This is a genomic window from Umezawaea sp. (assembly GCF_057122925.1).
The window spans coordinates 101782-120685 of record NZ_DBNGPQ010000056.1 but is presented as its reverse complement, the minus strand read 5'-3'; the positions used below and the strand labels follow the sequence as shown (position 1 = coordinate 120685).

Annotated in this window: 17 protein-coding genes and 2 tRNA genes; 11 read left to right on the top strand and 8 right to left on the bottom strand. The window is 71.7% G+C overall.

The features are described from left to right. Window positions 1-3: 3 nt before the first annotated feature. Window positions 4-1137 carry a glycoside hydrolase 5 family protein gene (locus AC156L_RS12810; RefSeq protein WP_484406845.1) on the top strand — a complete coding sequence of 378 codons (1134 nt, stop codon included), beginning with the start codon at window positions 4-6 and terminating at the stop codon, window positions 1135-1137. After that, window positions 1138-4068: an alpha-mannosidase gene (locus AC156L_RS12805; RefSeq protein WP_484406843.1), complete on the top strand. Its 2931-nt coding sequence runs from the start codon at window positions 1138-1140 to the stop codon at window positions 4066-4068. A gap of 86 nt (window positions 4069-4154) precedes the next feature. Here AC156L_RS12805 and AC156L_RS12800 read toward each other — a convergent pair. Further along, window positions 4155-4228: transfer RNA gene (locus AC156L_RS12800), tRNA-Pro, on the bottom strand. A gap of 60 nt (window positions 4229-4288) precedes the next feature. Here AC156L_RS12800 and AC156L_RS12795 point away from each other — a divergent pair. From AC156L_RS12795 to AC156L_RS12765, 7 genes are all read left to right on the top strand, one after another. Then, window positions 4289-4362: transfer RNA gene (locus AC156L_RS12795), tRNA-Gly, on the top strand. A 316-nt stretch (window positions 4363-4678) separates the two neighbouring features. After that, window positions 4679-5026, top strand: coding sequence for an ArsR/SmtB family transcription factor (locus AC156L_RS12790; protein ID WP_330877386.1), 348 nt, complete (start codon window positions 4679-4681; stop codon window positions 5024-5026). Window positions 5027-5254: 228 nt separating this feature from the next. Then, window positions 5255-5629 carry a hypothetical protein gene (locus AC156L_RS12785; protein ID WP_330877384.1) on the top strand — a complete coding sequence of 125 codons (375 nt, stop codon included), beginning with the start codon at window positions 5255-5257 and terminating at the stop codon, window positions 5627-5629. Between the two features lie 9 nt (window positions 5630-5638). Beyond that, complete coding sequence (locus AC156L_RS12780; RefSeq protein ID WP_330877382.1) at window positions 5639-5989, top strand: VOC family protein; 351 nt, start codon at window positions 5639-5641, stop codon at window positions 5987-5989. Between the two features lie 266 nt (window positions 5990-6255). After that, the gene (locus AC156L_RS12775; protein ID WP_484406842.1) at window positions 6256-7464 is read left to right on the top strand and encodes a GNAT family N-acetyltransferase; all 1209 of its coding nucleotides are present in this window, start codon (window positions 6256-6258) and stop codon (window positions 7462-7464) included. 60 nt (window positions 7465-7524) lie between these two features. After that, window positions 7525-8733 carry a GNAT family N-acetyltransferase gene (locus tag AC156L_RS12770; RefSeq protein ID WP_330877380.1) on the top strand — a complete coding sequence of 403 codons (1209 nt, stop codon included), beginning with the start codon at window positions 7525-7527 and terminating at the stop codon, window positions 8731-8733. 55 nt (window positions 8734-8788) lie between these two features. Continuing rightward, window positions 8789-9547: a hypothetical protein gene (locus AC156L_RS12765; protein WP_330877379.1), complete on the top strand. Its 759-nt coding sequence runs from the start codon at window positions 8789-8791 to the stop codon at window positions 9545-9547. Between the two features lie 46 nt (window positions 9548-9593). Here AC156L_RS12765 and AC156L_RS12760 read toward each other — a convergent pair whose 3' ends face one another. Continuing rightward, window positions 9594-10403, bottom strand: a complete 810-nt coding sequence (locus AC156L_RS12760) for an Fpg/Nei family DNA glycosylase (RefSeq protein WP_330877378.1) — start codon at window positions 10401-10403, stop codon at window positions 9594-9596. Next, a complete protein-coding gene (locus AC156L_RS12755) occupies window positions 10403-10870 on the bottom strand; it encodes a ribose-5-phosphate isomerase (RefSeq protein ID WP_330877377.1) in 468 nt (155 codons plus the stop codon). Before AC156L_RS12755 ends, AC156L_RS12760 begins: the two co-directional genes overlap by 1 nt. A 41-nt stretch (window positions 10871-10911) precedes the next feature. Between AC156L_RS12755 and AC156L_RS12750 the strand changes: the two genes are divergently transcribed. Further along, window positions 10912-11640: a 2-phosphosulfolactate phosphatase gene (locus AC156L_RS12750; RefSeq protein ID WP_330877376.1), complete on the top strand. Its 729-nt coding sequence runs from the start codon at window positions 10912-10914 to the stop codon at window positions 11638-11640. 3 nt (window positions 11641-11643) lie between these two features. On the opposite strand, the gene AC156L_RS12745 is transcribed toward AC156L_RS12750, so the two are convergent. Together AC156L_RS12745 and AC156L_RS12740 are read right to left on the bottom strand one after the other, a co-directional pair. Then, complete coding sequence (locus AC156L_RS12745; protein WP_330877375.1) at window positions 11644-13002, bottom strand: aldehyde dehydrogenase family protein; 1359 nt, start codon at window positions 13000-13002, stop codon at window positions 11644-11646. A gap of 77 nt (window positions 13003-13079) precedes the next feature. Continuing rightward, window positions 13080-13694: a mycothiol-dependent nitroreductase Rv2466c family protein gene (locus tag AC156L_RS12740; RefSeq protein WP_330877373.1), complete on the bottom strand. Its 615-nt coding sequence runs from the start codon at window positions 13692-13694 to the stop codon at window positions 13080-13082. Between the two features lie 217 nt (window positions 13695-13911). Between AC156L_RS12740 and pepN the strand changes: the two genes are divergently transcribed. Continuing rightward, window positions 13912-16476: an aminopeptidase N gene (gene pepN / locus AC156L_RS12735; protein WP_330877372.1), complete on the top strand. Its 2565-nt coding sequence runs from the start codon at window positions 13912-13914 to the stop codon at window positions 16474-16476. 332 nt (window positions 16477-16808) lie between these two features. Here pepN and AC156L_RS12730 read toward each other — a convergent pair whose 3' ends face one another. From AC156L_RS12730 to AC156L_RS12720, 3 genes are read right to left on the bottom strand one after another with little or no spacing between them, the layout of a single operon-like run. Next, window positions 16809-17297 (bottom strand): DUF5130 family protein, encoded by a 489-nt coding sequence (locus AC156L_RS12730; RefSeq protein ID WP_330877371.1) that lies wholly within the window; start codon window positions 17295-17297, stop codon window positions 16809-16811. Further along, the gene (gene ctaJ / locus AC156L_RS12725) at window positions 17284-17541 is read right to left on the bottom strand and encodes an aa3-type cytochrome oxidase subunit CtaJ (protein WP_330877370.1); all 258 of its coding nucleotides are present in this window, start codon (window positions 17539-17541) and stop codon (window positions 17284-17286) included. The genes AC156L_RS12730 and ctaJ overlap by 14 nt, the downstream gene beginning before the upstream one ends. A gap of 38 nt (window positions 17542-17579) precedes the next feature. Beyond that, window positions 17580-18779 (bottom strand): MFS transporter, encoded by a 1200-nt coding sequence (locus AC156L_RS12720; protein WP_330877369.1) that lies wholly within the window; start codon window positions 18777-18779, stop codon window positions 17580-17582. Window positions 18780-18904 lie beyond the last annotated feature (125 nt).

The window sequence follows — 18904 nt, the reverse complement described above, 5'->3', positions numbered from 1 at the left end:
GCCTTGCTGCGATTCGGCGTCAACTACACCCCGTCCTCAGGGTGGTTCCACCACTGGCTGGACTTCGACCTGGACGCCGTCCGGGCCGACTTCTCCTCGATCGCCGAACTGGGGCTCGACCACGTGCGGGTGTTCCCGCTGTGGCCGGTGTTCCAGCCCAACCGCGGCCTGGTGCGGCCACGAGCCGTGGAACAGCTCGTGTCGATGGTCGACGCCGCGGCGTCCTTCGGCCTCGACGTGCAGGTCGACGCGTTGCAGGGCCACCTGTCGAGCTTCGACTTCTACCCGTCGTGGGTACAGACCTGGCACCGCCGCAACGTGTTCACCGACCCGGACGTGGTGTCCGGCCAGGCGTTCTACCTGCGCACGCTGCTGGAGGCGCTGCGGGACCGGCCGAACTTCCTCGGCCTGACGCTGGGCAACGAGACCAACCTGCTCACCGAGTCGAACCCGCTGACGCCGGCGGAGGCGACGCGCTGGCTGGAATCGCTGCTGGCCGTGTGCGACGAGACGGCGCCGGGGCTGCCGCACGTGCACTCGGAGTACGACGCCGTCTGGTACTCCGACGGGCACCCGTTCGAGCCCGCGCACGCCGCTCGTCTCGGCGCCATGACGACCGTGCACTCGTGGGTGTTCAACGGGACCGCGCAGCGCTACGGGCCGTTGAGCGCGGAGAGCGTGCACCACGCCGAGTACCTGGTGGAGCTGGCCAAGGCGTGGGGCGCGCCGAACCGGCCCGTGTGGTTGCAGGAGATCGGGGCGGCGCAGCCGGAGATCAGCGCGCCGGACGCCCCGGAGTTCGCCGAACGGACCCTGGAGAACGTGCTGACCTGCACGAACCTGTGGGGCGTCACGTGGTGGTGCTCGCACGACGTCGACCGGGCACTGGTCGACTTCCCCGAGCGCGAGTACGAGCTGGGGCTGCTGACGACCGAGCGCGGGGCGAAGCCCCTGGGCAAGACCGTGGCCCGGATCGTCGCCGAGGCGCGTTCGGCTCCCCCTCGTGCGGTAGCGCGGACGGCGTCGCTGAAATTGACTGGGGACCGGTCGGCGTGGGGCCCCGGTGGCGCCTTCTTCGACGAGTGGATGGGCCTCGCGCGCGAGGGCGTGCGAGCGGCGATCGAAGTGGAGCGATAGGTGCACGACGAACGCGCGCTGCTGGAAGAACGGCTGAACCGGGCCCTGCGGGAGCGGATCAGGCCCGCCGTGCACGGCCACTCGGTGCCCCTGGAGCTGTCGGTGTGGCACGCGCCGGGTGAGCCGGTGCCGGTCACCGAGGCGCTGGCCGCGACCTACGAGCCCGCACGGGTCGGCGACGCGTGGGGAGCGCCGTGGAGCACGAGCTGGTTCCGGCTCTCCGGCCGCGTGCCCCCGGAGTGGGCGGGCAGGCGGGTGGAGGTGGTGGTGGACCTCGGGTTCACCCACCCCGGCCCCGGTTTCCAGGCGGAGGGCCTCGCCTACACCGCGTCCGGCGAGCCGGTGAAGGGCATCGAGCCGCGCAACACGCACCTGCCGGTCACCGGGTCGGAGGTGCTGTACTACCTGGAGGCGGCGGGCAACCCGACGATCCTGGACTTCGAGCCGTTCGTGCCGACCCCGCTGGGGGACCGGGAGACGGCCGGGACCGAGCCGCTGTACCGGGTCCTGCGCGCCGACCTGGCGGTGTTCAACCCCGAGGTGTGGCACCTGGTCACGGACCTCCAGGCGTTGCGGGGGGTGATGGAGGAGCTGCCCGACCACGAGCCGAGGCGGCACCGGATCCTGCACGCGATCGACCGGTCGCTGGACCTGCTCGACCCCCAGGACGTGCCGGGCAGCGCGGCCCGTTCCCGGTCCGCGCTGGTGGAGGTGCTGTCGCGGCCCGCCAACGCGAGCGCGCACCGCGTGTCGGCGGTCGGGCACGCGCACATCGACTCGGCGTGGCTGTGGCCGCTGCGGGAGACCGTGCGCAAGTGCGCGCGGACGTTCAGCAACGTGACGGCCCTGATGGACGAGTACCCGGAGTTCGTGTTCGCCTGCTCGCAGGCCCAGCAGTACGCGTGGATGAAGGAGCACCACCCGGCGGTGTTCGAGCGGATCGCCTCGAAGGTCGCCGCGGGTCAGTTCGTCCCGGTCGGCGGCATGTGGGTCGAGTCGGACACGAACATGCCCGGCGGCGAGGCGATGGCCCGGCAGCTGGTGCACGGCAAGCGGTTCTTCCTCGACGAGTTCGGCGTCGAGACGGAGGAGGTGTGGCTGCCCGACTCGTTCGGCTACAGCGCCGCGCTCCCCCAGCTGATCAAGCTGTCCGGGTCGCGCTGGTTCCTGACGCAGAAGCTGTCGTGGAACCAGGTCAACAAGTTCCCGCACTCCACGTTCTGGTGGGAGGGCATCGACGGCAGCCGGGTGTTCACCCACTTCCCGCCCGTGGACACGTACAACTCCTCGCTGTCCGGGGAGGAGCTGGCGCGGGCCAGCAGGCAGTTCGCCGAGCACGCCGTGGCGACGCGGTCGCTGGTGCCGTTCGGGTACGGCGACGGCGGTGGCGGGCCGACGCGGGAGATGCTGGAGACGGCGAAGCGCGTGGCGAACCTCGAAGGCTCGCCGACCGTGACGATCGAGACCCCGGCGGCGTTCTTCCAGGGCGCGCAGGACGAGTACCCGAACGCGCCCGTGTGGGCCGGTGAGCTGTACCTGGAGAAGCACCGCGCCACCTACACGACGCAGGCGCGGACCAAGCAGGGCAACCGGCGCAGCGAGCACCTGCTGCGCGAGGCCGAGCTGTGGGCGACGGCGGCGTTCCTGTCCTCGGGCGTCGAGTACCCGTACTCCACGGTGGACCGGTTGTGGAAGACCGTGCTGCTGCACCAGTTCCACGACATCCTGCCCGGCAGCTCGATCGCGTGGGTGCACCGCGAGGCCGAGGCGACCTACGCGGCGGTGGCGGCGGAGCTGGGCGAGGTCATCGACGCCTCGGTGGCCGCGCTGGCCGGTGACGGATCTACCCCGCTGGTCTTCGACGCCCTGTCCACCGGAGCGACCTCGGTGCCCGTGGAACGCCCCGTGGCGCCGGTCGACGGCGTGCTGGACAACGGACTGCTGCGGGTCACCGTGTCCCCCACCGGGTTGCTGACCTCGGTGTACGACCTCGTCGCGAAGCGGGAGGTGCTGCCGCCCGGCGCGGTCGGCAACCTGCCGCAGCTGCACGCGGACACGCCGAACCAGTGGGACGCGTGGGACATCGACCCCTTCTACCGCAACAACCGCGTGGACCTGGTCGAGGGCGAGGTCACGCCGTTGCCCGACGGGCTGCTGGTGCGGCGGACGTTCGGCAAGTCGACGATGACGCAGACGGTGCGGCTGGTGGAGGGGGCGCGGCAGCTCGACGTCGACACCGAGGTCGAGTGGCAGGAGACCGAGAAGCTGCTCAAGCTCGCGTTCCCGCTGGACGTGCGGGCCGAGGTGTCGACGGCGGAGACCCAGTTCGGCCACCTGCACCGGCCGATCCACGTCAACACGTCGTGGGAGGCGGCCAAGTTCGAGATCTGCGCGCACCGCTGGCTGCACGTGGGCGAGCCCGGTTACGGCGTGGCGCTGGCCAACGACTCGACGTACGGCCACGACGTGACCCGCACGACCCGTGACGACGGCGGCACGACCACCACGGTCCGGCTCTCCCTCCTCCGAGCCCCCCGCTTCCCCGACCCGATGACCGACCAGGGCACGCACCGCTTCCGCCACGCGCTGGTCGTCGGCGCGGGCATCCCCGAGGCCGTCGCCGCCGGCTACCGGATCAACCTGCCGCACCGCGTCGTGCGCGGCGCGCGGGAGGTGGAGCCGCTGGTGTCCGTGGACAACCCGGCGGTGGTGGTCGAGGCGGTCAAGCTCGCCGACGACCGCTCGGGCGACGTGGTCGTCCGGCTCTACGAATCGCTGGGCGGGAGGGCGAGGGCGTCACTGCGCACGTCGTTCCCCGTGCACCGCGTGGTCGAGACCGACCTGCTGGAACGACCGCTGGGGGACGCGTCGCTGGACGTGGAGCTGCGTCCGTTCCAGGTGCTCACCCTGCGGATCACGACGGGAGGCTGAGGGGGCGCCCAGGCGGGGGATCTGGCGAGGTCGACCGGGCCGCAAAAACGCCCCTGACCACCATAATGGCTGGTCAGGGGCAACCGTCGGGGCGACAGGATTTGAACCTGCGACCCCCCGCTCCCAAAGCGGGTGCGCTACCAAGCTGCGCCACGCCCCGGTCCCCCGTAGCTTAGCGCGGCACGCTAAGCTATTTCCGCGCCCTCCCCCGGAGGGCCGTGCGGGTGTAGCTCAATGGTAGAGCCCCAGCCTTCCAAGCTGGTCATGCCGGTTCGATCCCGGTCACCCGCTCCACCTCGTTCTTGCTGGTAGAGCCCTTGAAGACCGTCCCCAGTGGACGGTCTTCTTGCGTTAGCCGATCTTGTGTGCCCCCCGAGTGCTCCCTCTCCTCGAAAACCACCTCCACGACCACCGCTTTCCTCCCGACGTTCCAGAAGTTCAGCGCGTGGACGGCGTTGTTCGGGCTTCCTCGGGCAGTTCGTCGGCGGTGTGCGCGACCGCGCGGCGCGCTTCGGCCACCGGCCGGCGCTGCTGACCGGGCTGTCGAACCAGGTCAGCGGTGCGAAGCAGGACCCGCCCCATCCGCCCCTCCAGCGGTAGCGTGGACGTCGTGAAGCACCCGCGGGAGCACCCCACGACCGACCAGATGAGGCTCGTCGAGGTCATGGGCGCGCTGAGCGATCCGATCCGCATCGGGCTGGTGCGGGTGCTGGCCGACGGTGCGGAGCACGGGTGGAGCGAGCTGCGGGCGCCGGTGGCGAAGTCGACGTTGAGCCACCACCTGAAGACGCTGCGCGCGGCCGGGTTGACGAGGACGCGTGAGGAGGGCACGCGGTGCTTCGTGCGGCTGCGCCGCGACGACCTGGAGGCGCGCTTCCCCGGTCTGCTGCGCTCGGTGCTGGCGGCGGCCGACGCCGAGAACGTGGGCGAACATGTCGGTTTGGCCACCACCGGTTGAACGGCGGTCGTCGGCGGCGGGCGGCCTCTCGGGTGATCTCCTTGCGGCACAACGGAATCACCGGGTCGTCGGGTGAGGTGCGGGTCTCCTACCAGCGGAGGACCGCGAGTTCTGCCGGTCGTTCTGCCTGGCATTCCTCCGTCACGTTGGGTGCAGTGTGGGTCACCGAACGATTCGGAGGGCTCCAGGGTGCAGCAGGTTCTCGTCGATTTCCGTTCCGAGGCGCCCGTGGGAGGCGGGAGCGCCGCACTGCTCACGGGGTCGTCCGGGGCACTGTTCCGCGGCGACCACTGGGTGATCCGCGCGGGTGGTGAGGCGGTGATCGGCTTCTGCTGCTCGGCGGGCACGCCGCTGGGCCGGGTCACGCTCGTCGGCTCGCCGCGGGCGACGTCGCGGCGGCCGGTGGAGATCCGGATGGAGGCGAACGGGACGCTGGTGTGGACGCGGGAAGGGCTGGCGGGCACCAGGACTCGGGAGCTGGAGCGGTTCGACATCCCGGCTTCGGTGCTGCGGCCCGGCCAGAACGCGCTGACGGTCCGCAACTGCGGCTCCGAGGAGTCGGTCTACCGGCTCTACAAGGTCTTCTTCGAGCCGCTGTCCTAGGGTTGGGCCGTGCGCGCACGCCTCCAGCAGATCGTGGTCGACAGCCACGACCCCGCTCGGCTTGTCCGCTTCTGGGCGGAACTGCTCGGCGGTGAGCCGGTCGACCGCGAGCTGGGCTGGTCGCACGTGGAGCCGCCCGAGTCGCCGCGGATGTCGTTCCAGCCCGTGCCGGAGGGCAAGACGATCAAGAACCGCCTCCACCTCGACGTCCGGGTGGACGACGTCGAGGCCGCCGCGGTCCGCTGCGAGGGCCTGGGCGCGACCAGGGTCGGCGGGCTGGTGGTGGACGAGTCGGGTGCGTTCCAGGTGCTGCTGGACCCGGAGGGCAACGAGTTCTGCCTCGTGGTCCCGGCGGCCTGACCCGTCAGCGGTCCACCAGCCGCCACAGCTCCTCGCCGAACCTGATGGCCAGCAGCACCAGCAGCACGCCGAACGTGAACGTCACCAGGCACCGCAGGACCACCCGCCACGCGGGTCCCTTCATGGGGTTCTCCTCTGCCCGGTCACGCGGCGACGACGGCGCGTGGGGATCCGTCGGGGGCAGTGTCGCCGAGCGGCACGCCGGTGACCAGAGCCCGCGCGGAAAATGCGTCGCGGACCGCGGTCGAGCGGCGTACGACTTCGGGATGGGCTTCACGATCCGCACTCTCGTCGAAGACGACTACCAGTCGTTCTGCGCCGTGGTCTCGGCGGCGTTCCTGGGCGACCCCGACCCGGCGGACGCCGCGTTCGAACGACCGCTCTACGACCTGGACCGGGTGCACGGGGTCTTCGAGGACGGGGAGATGATCGGCAGCGCGGCCGTGACCACCAGGGACCTGACGGTTCCGGGAGGCGGTCCCCGGCCGACCGCCGCGATCACGTCGGTCGGCGTGAGGCCCGGCCACCGCAGGCGGGGCGTGCTGACCAGCCTCGTGCGCGCCCAGCTGCACGGCCTGCACGACGGGGGTCGGGAGGCGTTCGCGGTGCTGTGGGCGTCGGAGGGGTCCATCTACGGCCGCTACGGCTACGGCCTGGCCGCGCAGTTCACCGACCTGAGCGTGCCGAGGGGTGCGGCGTTCCACCGCGGGGTCGACGTCGGCGACGGCGCGGTGCGCGAGGTCTCGCGGGAGGAGGCCCTGCCCGTCGCGCGGGCGCTCTACGAGCGGGTGGCGCCGACCAGGGCGGGTTACCTGAGCCGGACCGGGGCGGAGTGGGAGCAGCACCTCGCCGACGGCGAGCGGCACCGCGGCGGTCTGAGCAAGTACCGGTACGTCCTGCACCCGAGGGGTTACGCGGTCTACCGGGTCAAGTTCGCCTGGGGCGACCGGGGTCCGGAGAACGAGCTGCACGTCCGCGAACTGGTGGCGGAGGACGACAGGGCGTACGCGGCGCTGTACCGGTACCTGCTCGACGTGGACCTCGTCGCCGAGCTGAAGTTCTACACCGGCTCGGAGGACCCGGTGCTGCACCTGCTGCACAACCCCAGGCTGGCCAGGCGGGCGAACCGCGACTCGCTGTGGGTCCGGCTCGTCGACCTCGACCGCGCGCTGACCGGCCGCGGCTACCTGTCCGATGTGGACGTGGTGCTCGACGTGACCGACGAGTTCTGCCCGTGGAACGCCGACCGCTGGCGGCTCACCGTGAGGGAGGGTGCGGCGGGTGTCCGGCGGGTCACCGACGAGCCGGACCTGAGGCTCGACGTCGGCGCGCTCGGGGCGGCGTTCCTCGGCGGCACCCGGCTGACCACCCTCGCCGGGGCCCAGTTCGTGCGGGAGCGGACGCCGGGCGCGCTGCGGTCCCTGTCGCACGCGCTCCTCGGCGAGGTCGCCCCCCATTGCCCTGAGGTGTTCTGACGTCACCACCAGTGATCTCGATCATCGCGTTTTCCGGCGGGACGCGGTACGACTTAGCGCATGAACTTCTCGATTCGGACACTGGGTGACGAGGAGTACCGGTCGTTCGCCGACCTGGTCGCCACGGCCTCCAACTTCGACCCGGTCGAGTCGGACGCCGACCGCACGAGAGCGCTCTACGACCTCGACCGCGTGCACGGCGTGTTCGACGACGGCGAGCTGATCGGCACCGCGGCCGTGCTGACCAGGGCCGTCACCGTGCCGGGCGGCGGTGTCCGCCCGGTCGCCGCCGTGACGGGGGTCGGCGTGAAGCACGGCCACCGCAGGCGCGGCGTGCTGAGCGCGCTGATGCGGACCCAGTTCCACGGCCTGCACGACGGCGGTCGGGAGCCGTTCGCCGCGCTCTGGGCCTCCGAGGCCTCGATCTATGGCCGCTACGGCTACGGCGTGGCCGCGCAGTACGCCTCGGTCCAGGTGCCCAGGGGTGCGGCGTTCCGGCCCGGCGTCGACGTCGGCGACGACCGGGTGCGCGAGGTGCCGCGCGACGAGGCCATGCCCGCGATGCGGTCCGTCTACGAGCGGGTGGCGCCGACCAGGACGGGGTACCTCAGCCGCACGGACGCCACGTGGGCCCACCACTTCGCCGACGAGGAGCACCACCGCGAGGGGATGAGCGCCTACCGGTACGCCCTGCACCCAGGGGGGTACGCGGTGTACCGGATCAAGAACGGGTGGAACGACCGCGGGCCGGGCGACGAGGTGACCGTCCGCGAACTCGTCGCCGAGGACGATCGGGCCCACGCCGCGCTGCACCGCTACCTGCTCGACCTCGACCTCGTGTCGGAGGTGCACCACAGCACCGCGTCGGACGACCCCGTGTGGCACCTGCTCGCCAACCCGCGGCTGGCCACGCGGCGCGTCGCGGACTCGCTGTGGGTCCGGATCGTCGACCTCGACCGCGCGCTCGTCGCGCGGTCCTACCAGTCCGATGTGGACGTCGTGCTCCACGTGACCGACGACCGGTGCCCGTGGAACGCCGACCGCTGGCGGTTCACCGCGGAGAAGGGCGAGGCGGTTGTGCGTCGCGTCACCGACGAGCCGGACGTGGCGCTCGACATCAGCGCGCTCGGGGCGGCGTTCCTCGGCGGCACCCGGCTGTCGACCCTGGCCAGGGCCCAGTACCTGCGGGAGCTGACGCCCGGCGCGGTCGACGCGCTCTCCCGCGCGTTCCTCGGCGACCGCGACCCGCACTGCCCCGAGCTGTTCTGAGGGAACCGCCGACGAGGGGTCCTCGTTGAACGGGTATCTACCTCAGGAGGCACCGGTGGGCACAGTCGTGTTGCTCGCGATCGTCCTTGTGATCCTCGGTGGTGTCCTCTACCTGGTGAAGTCCAGCGCGGACACCAAACGCCGGGAGTTGGAGGACGCCAAGTCGGAGGCCCGGCGCTGGGTCGAACGGCTCGGCGGGCAGGTGATGAACCTGTCCGGCACCGACACCGCGTCGCAGCAGGCCATGGCGGACGCGTCGGAGCGGTTCACCGCCGCGGGTTCCCAGATGGAGCAGGCGCAGACGAAGGAGCAGGCGAGGCAGGTCACGCAGACCGCCATGGAGGGCCTGTACTACGTGCGGGCCGCGCGCGTCGCCATGGACATGGACCCCGGTCCGGAACTGCCGGACCTCACCGGCCAGAGCCGCGCGGGCCAGGTGTCCGAGGACCGCGACGTGACCGTCGAGGGCCACGAGTACGCGGCCTCGCCGAAGCCCGGTTCCCGCACGCCGCACTACTACCCCGGCGGTGTCGTCGCGGGTCGTCCGGTGCCGCAGGGCTGGTACAGCGAGCCGTGGTGGAAGCCCGCGCTCGTCGCGGGCGCCTGGGGTGTGGGCTCGTTCCTGCTGTTCGACGCGATGTTCTCCGGCATGGCCGGGTACTCGGGCGGCGACATGGAGGCCGCCTACGCGGACGGCTACCAGGACGGCGCCGCCGCTGACGGTGGAGGCGACGTCGGCGACTCCGGCGGGTTCGACGCGGGCAGCGACGGGTTCGACGCCGGTGGGTTCGACGCGGGCGGTTTCGACTTCTAGACCGAGACCGCTCCCCCTCGGCGGAGCGGGCCGAGGGGGAACGGCGCTACTCGGGCTGGCAGGTGGGGCACCAGTACAGGTTGCGGCCGGCCAGCTCGCTCGCCGCGACCGGCGTTCCGCACAGCAGGCAGGGCAGGCCGGTGCGGCGGTAGACGTAGACCTCGCCCCCGTGCCGGTCCTTCCTCGGCTCGCGGCCGGTCGCCTCGGGCAGGTCCTCCGGCCGGACCGTGTCGATCCGGCCGACCTTCACGCCGTCGCGCATCAGGAGCACGAGGTCCGCCCACAGCAGGTCCCACAGCGCCCGGTCGATCTTCCGGCCGGGCGTCAGCGGGTGCACGCCGTGGCGGAACAGGACCTCGGCGCGGTAGACGTTGCCGACGCCCGACAGCACCCTCTGGTCCAGCAGCAGCACCGCGATCGGCGTGCGGGACTTCGAGATCCGGGCGAAGCAGAGGTCCGGGTCGGCGTCGCGGCGCAGCGGGTCCGGACCGAGGCGTGCGTGCACGGCCGCCACCTCGGCGTCCGTCAGCACCTCGCACGCCGTCGGCCCGCGCAGGTCGGCCCAGTGCGTGCGGCCGACCACCCGCATCCGCACCTGCCCCACCGGGGTGGTCGCGGGCAGCGGGTGCTCGACGAACGTCCCGTACAGCCCCAGGTGCACGTGGACCGTGGCGTCCGGGCCGTAGACGTGGAACAGGTGCTTGCCGTGCGCCTCGGCGCGCTCGAGCACCCGACCGTCCACGAGGGACGCCGAGGACGCGAAGCGCCCCTGCGGGCTGGACACCTCGACCGGTGCGCCCGCGAACCTGCGCTGGTGCAGCTTCGCGAGCCGGTGCAGCGTGTGGCCCTCGGGCATTACGGCAGCGGCGGGACGACGTGGGTGGCCTCGTACTCCGAGACGATCCCGATGCGGCGGGCGTGCCGCACCTCGCCGGAGAACTTGGTCGTGAGGAACGCCTCGACGATCGCGGTCGCCTCCTCGGTGGAGTGCATCCGCGCGCCGACGCCCACGAGCTGGGCGTTGTTGTGCTCGCGGGACAGCGTCGCGGTCTCGACGCTCCACGCCAGGGCGCACCGGGCACCGGGCACCTTGTTCGCGGCGATCTGCTCGCCGTTGCCGGAACCGCCGATGACGACGCCGAGGCTGCCCTCGTCGGCGACGACGCTGGTGGCCGTGGCGACGCAGAAGGCGGGGTAGTCGTCCTCGGCGTCGTAGACGGCCGGGCCGATGTCGACGACCTCGTAGCCGGTGGCCGCGAGGTGCTGGGCGAGGTGGGACTTCAGCTCGAAGCCCGCGTGGTCGGATCCAAGGTAAACGCGCACGTCCGGGGAGTCTGCCATCCCCGTGCAGGCATGCTTGCGGCGTGTTCGGTCAAGAGGGGTGCGGACTTCGGCTCGAATGGGGCGGGGAGGGCGTCGCCGCCCTGGGCGGGCTGTGCGCGGTGCTCGTCGTGGTGGACGTGCTGTCGTTCACGACGTCGGTCGACGTGGCCGTCGGCCGGGGCGCCGCCGTGAAGCCCGTGCGCTGGCTGGACCGGGCCTCGGCCGCCCCGGCCTCGAACCCGGCGTGGACGCTGCGCCCCTCCTCCCTCGACACCGTTCCCGCTGGTGAGCTGCTGGAACTCCCCTCCCCGAACGGCGCGACCCTGTGCGAGCTGGCGAGCGGCACCGGCGCCGCCGTGCTCGCGGGTTGTCTCCGCAACGCCGACGCCGTGGCCCTCGCCGCCCTGGAGATCGCCGACGGCGGACCCATCGGGGTGATCCCGGCGGGCGAGCGGTGGGGCATCGACGTCAACACGACCGGGGCGGAGCAGTTCTTCGGTCCGCTCCGGCCGTGCGTCGAGGACTTCATGGGGGCGGGCGCGATCCTGTCCGCGCTGCTGGAGCACGCGCCAGTGCGGGCGTCGGTGGAGGCCAGGGTGGCGGCCGACGCGTACCGGGGCACGGGGGCGCGGGTGGCGGAGGTGGTCGCCGGGTGCGTGTCGGGGCGCGAGCTGATCGGGGCCGGTCACGCGGGGGACGTGGAGGTGGCGACGCGGGTGAACGTCAGCGGGGCGGCTCCCCGTCTGGTGGACGGGGTGCTGCGGGGCTGACGCCTACCGCTGGATGGACTTGACCTCGCAGAACTCGTCGAGGCCGAAGCGGCCGAACTCGCGGCCGTTGCCGGACTGGCGGTAGCCGCCGAAGGGCGCGCTGGTGTTGAACGCGCCGCCGTTGACGTCGACCTGCCCGGCGCGCAGTCGCTTCGCGACGGCCAGCGCGCGATCGGTGTCGGCGGAGAACACGGCGCCCGCGAGGCCGTAGACGGTGGAGTTGGCGATGCGGACGGCGTCGTCGGTACCGGTGTACGGCATGATCGACAGGACCGGGCCGAAGATCTCCTCCTGGGCGATGGTCATGTCGGTCGTGACACCGCCGAACACGGTCGGCGCGACGTAGAAGCCCTGCTCCAGCGGGGCGTCCGGGCCGCCGTGGGCGAGCGTGGCACCCTCCTCGACACCCTTGCGGATGTAGCCGACGACGCGGTCGCGCTGGGCGGCGGACACGGCGGGGCCGATGCGGGTCGCGGGGTCGGACGGGTCGGCGGAGCGGTACTTCGACGCCGCGGCGACAGCCAGTTCCAGCGCCTCGTCGTGGCGGTCCGCGGGCACCAGGAGCCTGGTCCACGCGCTGCACGCCTGACCGTTGTTCATGAACGCGTTGGCGACGCCGATCTTCACCGCGCGGCCGAGGTCGGCGTCGTCCAGGACGACGCAGGCGGACTTGCCGCCCAGTTCGAGGGCGACCCTCTTCACGGTCTCGGCGGCCAGCGCCGACACGCGGCGCCCCGCCCTCGTGGACCCGGTGAACGACACCATGTCCACGTCGGGGTGGCTGACGAGCGCCTCGCCGACGACCGGGCCGGTGCCGTGGACCAGGCCGAACACGCCGGACGGCACACCGGCCGCCGCGACGATCGAGGCCAGCAGGTCGGCGGTCATCGGGGCCAGCTCGCTGGGCTTGAGCACGACGGTGTTGCCCGCGGCCAGCGCGGGGACGACCTTGGCGACCATCTGCTGGAGCGGGAAGTTCCACGGCGTGATGGCGGCGACGGCGCCGATCGGCTCGCGCAGCACCAGCGAGTTGCCGATCTCCTCGCCGTCGAAGTAGCCCTGCTCCAGCACGTCGGCGATGCCGTTCGCGATGCCGACGGGGTTCGGGACCTGCACCTTCGTGGCGAACGTGAGGGGCGTGCCCATCTCGGCCGTCATGGTGGCCGCCAGTTCGCCGGTGCGCTCGACCAGGCCTTCGGCGATCCGCCGGACCACCCCCACCCGCTCGTCCACGGACGTGGCCGACCAGGAGGGGAACGCCGCGACGGCGGCGGCGACAGCGGCGTCGACGTCGGCGGGGGTGCCCGCGACGACCGTGCCGATCACCGCTCCGGTGGCGGGGTTGACGACCTCGATGTCCATGAACCCACTCCCTGTGACACCAGAAACGCGGAACGCCCCCAGGGTGTCACATCCGGGGGCGTTCCGCGTCAGAGGGCTCAGGAGAAGTCGAGACCACCCGTCCGGGTGCGCTTGAGCTCGAAGAAGTACGGGAAGCTCGCCAGCGCGCGAGCGCCGTCGAAGATCGTGCCCGCGTCCTCGCCCCTCGGGATCTTGCTCAGGACGGGCCCGAAGAACGCGACGCCGTCGATGTGGATCGTCGGCGTGCCGACGTCCATGCCCACCGGGTCCATGCCGCGGTGGTGACTGGCCTTGAGCTCCTCGTCGTACTCGGTCGACGTGGCCGCCTCGGCCAGCTCGGCGGGCAGACCGGCCTCGTCGAGCGCCGCCTTGATGGCGCCCTCGTAGTCCTTCTCGCCGTTGTTGTGGATCCGCGTGCCCAGCGCGGTGTACAGCGGCAGCAGGACCTCGTTGCCGTGCGCCTTCTCGGCGGCGATGGCCACGCGCACCGGGCCCCACGCCTTGTCGAGGAGTTCGCGGTACTCGGCGGGCAGGTCGCGGCCTTCGTTGAGGACGGCGAGGCTCATCACGCGGAAGCTCAGGTCGATGTCGCGGACCTTCTCCACCTCGAGGATCCACCGGGACGAGATCCACGCGAACGGACACACTGGGTCGAAGTAGAAGTCGACCTTCGCCTTGGCCTCTGACGACATGCGGTGAGCCCCATTCTGTTCACGTTGTGTGCGGGCGCCGGGTACGGGACGCCCCGAACAGAGCAACAACGCCCGGTCGACAGGTCTTCCCGATCCTGGAGTCCACTTCCGGCCGCGTCACGTGATTGGATGCGGATGTCGTGTTCACGGACATGACGACTTCCCATTCCGACGACGTCGGTGTCGAGCACGGGGACGCCGGCAGACGAGGTGACCAGTGGCGGCACCCAACCTCACTCGCGACCAGGCCCAGCAGCGCGCGGCGCTGCTGGAAGTCGACTCCTACCGGATCGAGCTGGATCTCACGGACGGCGGAGGCAAGCCGGGCTCGGAGACGTTCCGCTCGACGTCCACGGTCGCGTTCCGCAGCCTGAACGCGGGGGCGTCGACCTGGATCGACATCGTGGCCGCCACCGTGCACCGGGCCGTGCTCAACGGCGTGGAGCTGGACGTCTCCGGCTACCGCGAGGAGGACGGCCTGCCGCTCGCGGACCTCGCGGAGGTCAACGAGCTGACCGTCGAGGCCGACTGCCGGTACATGAACACCGGCGAGGGCCTGCACCGGTTCGTCGACCCGGTCGACGGCGGCGTGTACCTCTACTCCCAGTTCGAGACGGCCGACGCCAAGCGGATGTTCGCCTGCTTCGACCAGCCCGACCTGAAGTCCGTCTACGACATCACGGTGACGGCGCCCTCGGACTGGAAGGTCATCTCCAACTCGGCGATCGAGTCCACTGAGGACGCTCCCGGCGGTGCGGACAAGCACCGCTTCGGGACCACGAAGCCGATGTCGACCTACCTGGTCGCACTGGTCGCGGGCCCGTACGCGGAGTGGCGCGACGAGTTCACCGACGGTGACTTCACCATCCCCCTCGGCCTGTACTGCCGCGCGTCGCTCGCGCCGCACATGGACCACGAGCGCCTGTTCACCGAGACCAAGCAGGGTTTCGGCTTCTACCACGAGGCCTTCGGCGTCAAGTACCCGTTCGGCAAGTACGACCAGTGCTTCGTGCCGGAGTTCAACGCGGGCGCGATGGAGAACGCGGGCTGCGTGACGTTCCTGGAGGACTACGTCTTCCGGAGCCGGGTCACCCGCTACCTCTACGAGCGCCGGTCCGAGACCGTGCTGCACGAGATGGCGCACATGTGGTTCGGCGACCTGGTCACCATGCGCTGGTGGGACGACCTGTGGCTGAACGAGTCCTTCGCGACCTGGGCGTCGGTGCTCGCGCAGGCCGAGGCCACCGAGTACAAGCACGCGTGGACCACGTTCGCGAAGATCGAGAAGTCCTGGGCGTACCGGCAGGACCAGCTCCCCTCGACGCACCCCGTCGCGGCGGACATCCCGGACCTCCAGGCGGTCGAGGTCAACTTCGACGGCATCACCTACGCCAAGGGCGCCTCGGTGCTCAAGCAGCTCGTGGCGTACGTGGGCCTGGAGAACTTCCTGGCGGGCCTGCGGGTCTACTTCGCCAAGCACGCGTGGGGCAACGCCACCCTGGCCGACCTGCTCGGCGCGCTGGAGGAGGCCTCCAGCCGCGACCTGTCGTGGTGGAGCGCGCAGTGGCTGGAGACGACGGGCCTGAACCCGTTGCGCCCCAAGTTCTCCGTGGACACCAACGGCAACTTCACCGACTTCGCCGTGCTCCAGAACGGTGCCCGGCCGGGCGCGGGTGAACTGCGCACGCACCGGATCGCGGTCGGCGTGTACGACGACGACGGCAGCGGCAAGCTCGTCCGCACGCAGCGGATCGAGCTGGACGTCACCGGTGAGCGCACCGAGGTGCCCGAGCTGGTCGGCCGGTCGCGCGGCAAGCTCGTGCTGGTCAACGACGACGACCTCACCTACTGCACGATGCGGCTCGACCCGGACTCGCTCACCACGCTGGTCGACCGGATCGCCGACATCGCCGAGCCGCTGCCGCGCACGCTGTGCTGGTCCGCGGTCTGGGAGATGACCCGCGAGGCGGAGCTGAAGGCCCGCGACTTCGTGAACCTGGTCCTGGGCGGACTGCACGCCGAGACCGAGGTGGGCGTCGTGCAGCGCCTGCTGCTCCAGGCCCAGACTGCGCTCTCGTCCTACGCCGACGCCTCGTGGCGCGACGAGGGCTGGCGCCGCTTCACCACCAAGACCCTCGAACTGGTGCGCGCGGCCGAAGCAGGCTCCGACCACCAGCTCGCGTTCGCCAACGCCCTGGCGGGTTCCGTGCTGGACGACGAGGCACTGGCGGTCGTGCGCGGGTGGTACGACGGCACCGACGTGCTGGAGGGCTTGGAGGTCGACACCGACCTGCGCTGGCGACTGCTCCAGGCGCTCACCGCACACGGCGCGGCGGGTCTGGAGGAGATCCAGGCGGAGGAGGAACGCGACCCCACCGCGACGGGCCGCCGCCGCGCGGAGTCCGCACGCGCCCTCCGCCCGACGACCGACGCCAAGGACGAGGCGTGGGACCGCGCGGTCAACGACGACGACATCCCCAACGCCGTCAGCGAGGCCATCATCGCGGGCATCTCGCACCCGTCGCAGAAAGAACTGCTGGCCCCGTACATGGAGCGCTACTTCGCCGACGTCAGCAGCGTGTGGGACCGCCGTTCCAGCGAACGCGCCCAATCAATGGTCATCGGCCTCTACCCGGCTTGGTCGATCACCCCGGAAACCGTGAAGGCATCAGACGACTGGCTGGCCTCAGCAGACCACCCACCAGCACTGCGCAGGCTCGTCTCAGAGGGCAGGGCAGGCATCGTCAGGGCCCTGGCAGCACAAGAATTCGACAGGTCCTAGCACAACAGGAAGGGGCGGGAACACAAAGTTCCCGCCCCTCAGCAAGAACAAGGGCGAGACAGGGCCTTCCCTGAACAACGGCCGATTTTACTCGGGGGATTTGCCCCTTGCCCTGGTGGATCGGGCGGGTGGTCACCACCTGCCCTTGAGCCCGATCACAGGGGCACATCGAGGGGTCCCCGAGTCACATCGGCCGCCCCGCTGGGGCCGACAGCCACCCGATCCGACGGGACCGGCAGCCACTCCCCGGAGGACCGGCAGCCCTCAAGCACACGAACACCAAAGGCCGCACCCCACCACGAGCGGAGCACGGCCTTCGACGAATCCGGGGATCACACCCGAGGAGCGGATCCAGCCTGATCGGTGAGCATCCGCAGGCCGCCAACCAGGCCACCCGCGATGTCACCCTCCTTGAACGAAGCCACCATGCTCATCACGGCGAGCTTCGCCCCGCGGTCGGAGATGCGCCGGCGCGATTCCTCACCGGTGACGACCTCCACGACCCGCTGCCCAGGCGACACGGCGATCAGCACCGCGTGGGGCGCACGCGCGCCGACGCTGGCGTGCATCGCCTCGGCCGTCGCGCGGGTGTCGCCCGCCAGCTCACCCAGGTACACGCTGAAGTCCAGCCCGGTCTCCCGGCTGGAGAGCGTCAGCGCCTCGTCCAGGCTGGCCAGCTGGCTCGGCGTGAAGGGCAGGGAGGGCGCGTGCGGCTCGTACATGCGCGCGACCGACAGCCTGCCGCTGTTGGTGATCACCTCGCCGACGGCGAGGTCGGACGGGTCTACCTGCGGGCGCTGGGCGACTTCACCAGTTGCCACGGGCACCTCCCCTGGCGGTGCGCGCGGGCACGCCGTCGCCGGCCTCGCCCGCGTCGGGCGTCTGGTGGGTCGAGCTGACCCCGGCCGGGTTCCCGCTCCACCACACCGGTGCGTAGCCCCACTCCTGCCCAGGGCGGTACCGGGTGATGCGGGTGGCCTTAGGCCTCAGCGTCAGTAGCGTGATCACGCCGTAGATGGCCAGCGGGATCAGCGCGAAGACGAGCACGGTCTCCACGATGGTCACGGCGGCTACGGTAACCGATCGCCCACGTGGCGGCGCCCTCAGGTGCGCATGAGCGGGCGCGCGAGGACCACGGCGGTGATCACGGTGGTCGCGCCCGCCACCAGGTAGACCACGCCGAGGGACGTCGAGGCGGCCAGCGGACCGGCGAGGCCCGCCCCCGTCGGCGCCAGCCCCCAGGCCAGGACGCGGTACGCGCTGGTGACCCGTCCCATGAGCGGCGCGGGGGTCAGGCGCTGCCTGCGGGTGGCCGACAGGACGTTCCAGCCCGCCGACGCGGCGCCGAACAGGAGCACGGCCACCAGCCCGGCCGCCAGGTGCGGCACGGCGCCGTACAGGGCGAACGCGCCGCCCAGCAGCACCAGCGCGCCGACCATGACCCGGCCCGCGCCGAGCCGGGCGGCGAGGACGGGGCTGATCCGGGCGCCGGCGAGGGCGCCGAGCGCGATCACCACCACCAGCCAGGGCACGGCCGACGGCGCCAGGCCGAGTTCGGTGATCGCGTACAGGGCGAACATCGCGTTCACCGCGGACGCGCAGATCGCCGTCACGGCCACCGCGACCACGAGCACGCGCAGCTCGGGCGACCGCAGCAGGAAGCCCGCGCCCTCGGCGAGCTGGGTGCGCAGCCGGGCGCGCGGCGGCCGGTCCGGCGCGACCCGCGGCAGCCGGAGCACGAAGCAGGCGGCGACGACGAACGTGAGGGCGTCCAGCGCGAAGCAGGCCGCGGGCTGCCACCAGAACAGGGCGCTCGCGGCGAGCGGTCCGACCAGGTCCATGCCGACCGTCTCGACGGTCACGAACCGCCCGTTGGCCCGCTCCAGGTCGTCGGGGCCCGCGAGTTCCACCAGCAGCACCTGGGACGCCGTGTCGGCGAACGTCTCGGCGCTGGTGAGCAGGAACGCGAACGCGCACAGCAGCACCACCCCGGCCCGGTCGGCGAACACCGCGGCGGCGAGCAGGGCCGTCACGACGGCGCGGAACACGTGCGCCGCGGCCACGACGGCGCGCGGCGGCCAGCGGTCGACCAGGACGCCCGCGGGCAGCGCCACCAGCAGCCACGGCAGCGCCGTCGCGACGGCCACCGCGGAGGCCGCGAGCGGGCTCCGGGTGCTGATCGCGGTGTAGAGCGGCAGCGCGACGGTGCGCACGCCGTCGCCGACCAACGACGTCGCCCACGCCCCCGTCAGCCGACGGAAGGCCGGTGTGCGCACCCCCGTGGTGCCCAACGGGTGGACCACCGGCACGACCTCGCTTCAACCGTCGACGACGAGGGAACCCAGGTGACGTTACGCACCGTGTCCAGACGGTGACAATTGCCGCAACGGAGGACGTTCGTGCGGGTCAACGGCTGCGTCCGGACGGT

Bases quoted from the DNA above. Each gene is read 5' to 3' on its own strand.
- AC156L_RS12775 (WP_484406842.1), top strand. From the start codon at position 6,256: ATGGGCTTCACGATCCGCACTCTCGTCGAAGACGACTACCAGTCGTTC.
- AC156L_RS12740 (WP_330877373.1), bottom strand. From the start codon at position 13,694: ATGTCGTCAGAGGCCAAGGCGAAGGTCGACTTCTACTTCGACCCAGTG.
- AC156L_RS12760 (WP_330877378.1), bottom strand. From the start codon at position 10,403: ATGCCCGAGGGCCACACGCTGCACCGGCTCGCGAAGCTGCACCAGCGC.
- AC156L_RS12770 (WP_330877380.1), top strand. From the start codon at position 7,525: ATGAACTTCTCGATTCGGACACTGGGTGACGAGGAGTACCGGTCGTTC.
- AC156L_RS12745 (WP_330877375.1), bottom strand. From the start codon at position 13,002: ATGGACATCGAGGTCGTCAACCCCGCCACCGGAGCGGTGATCGGCACG.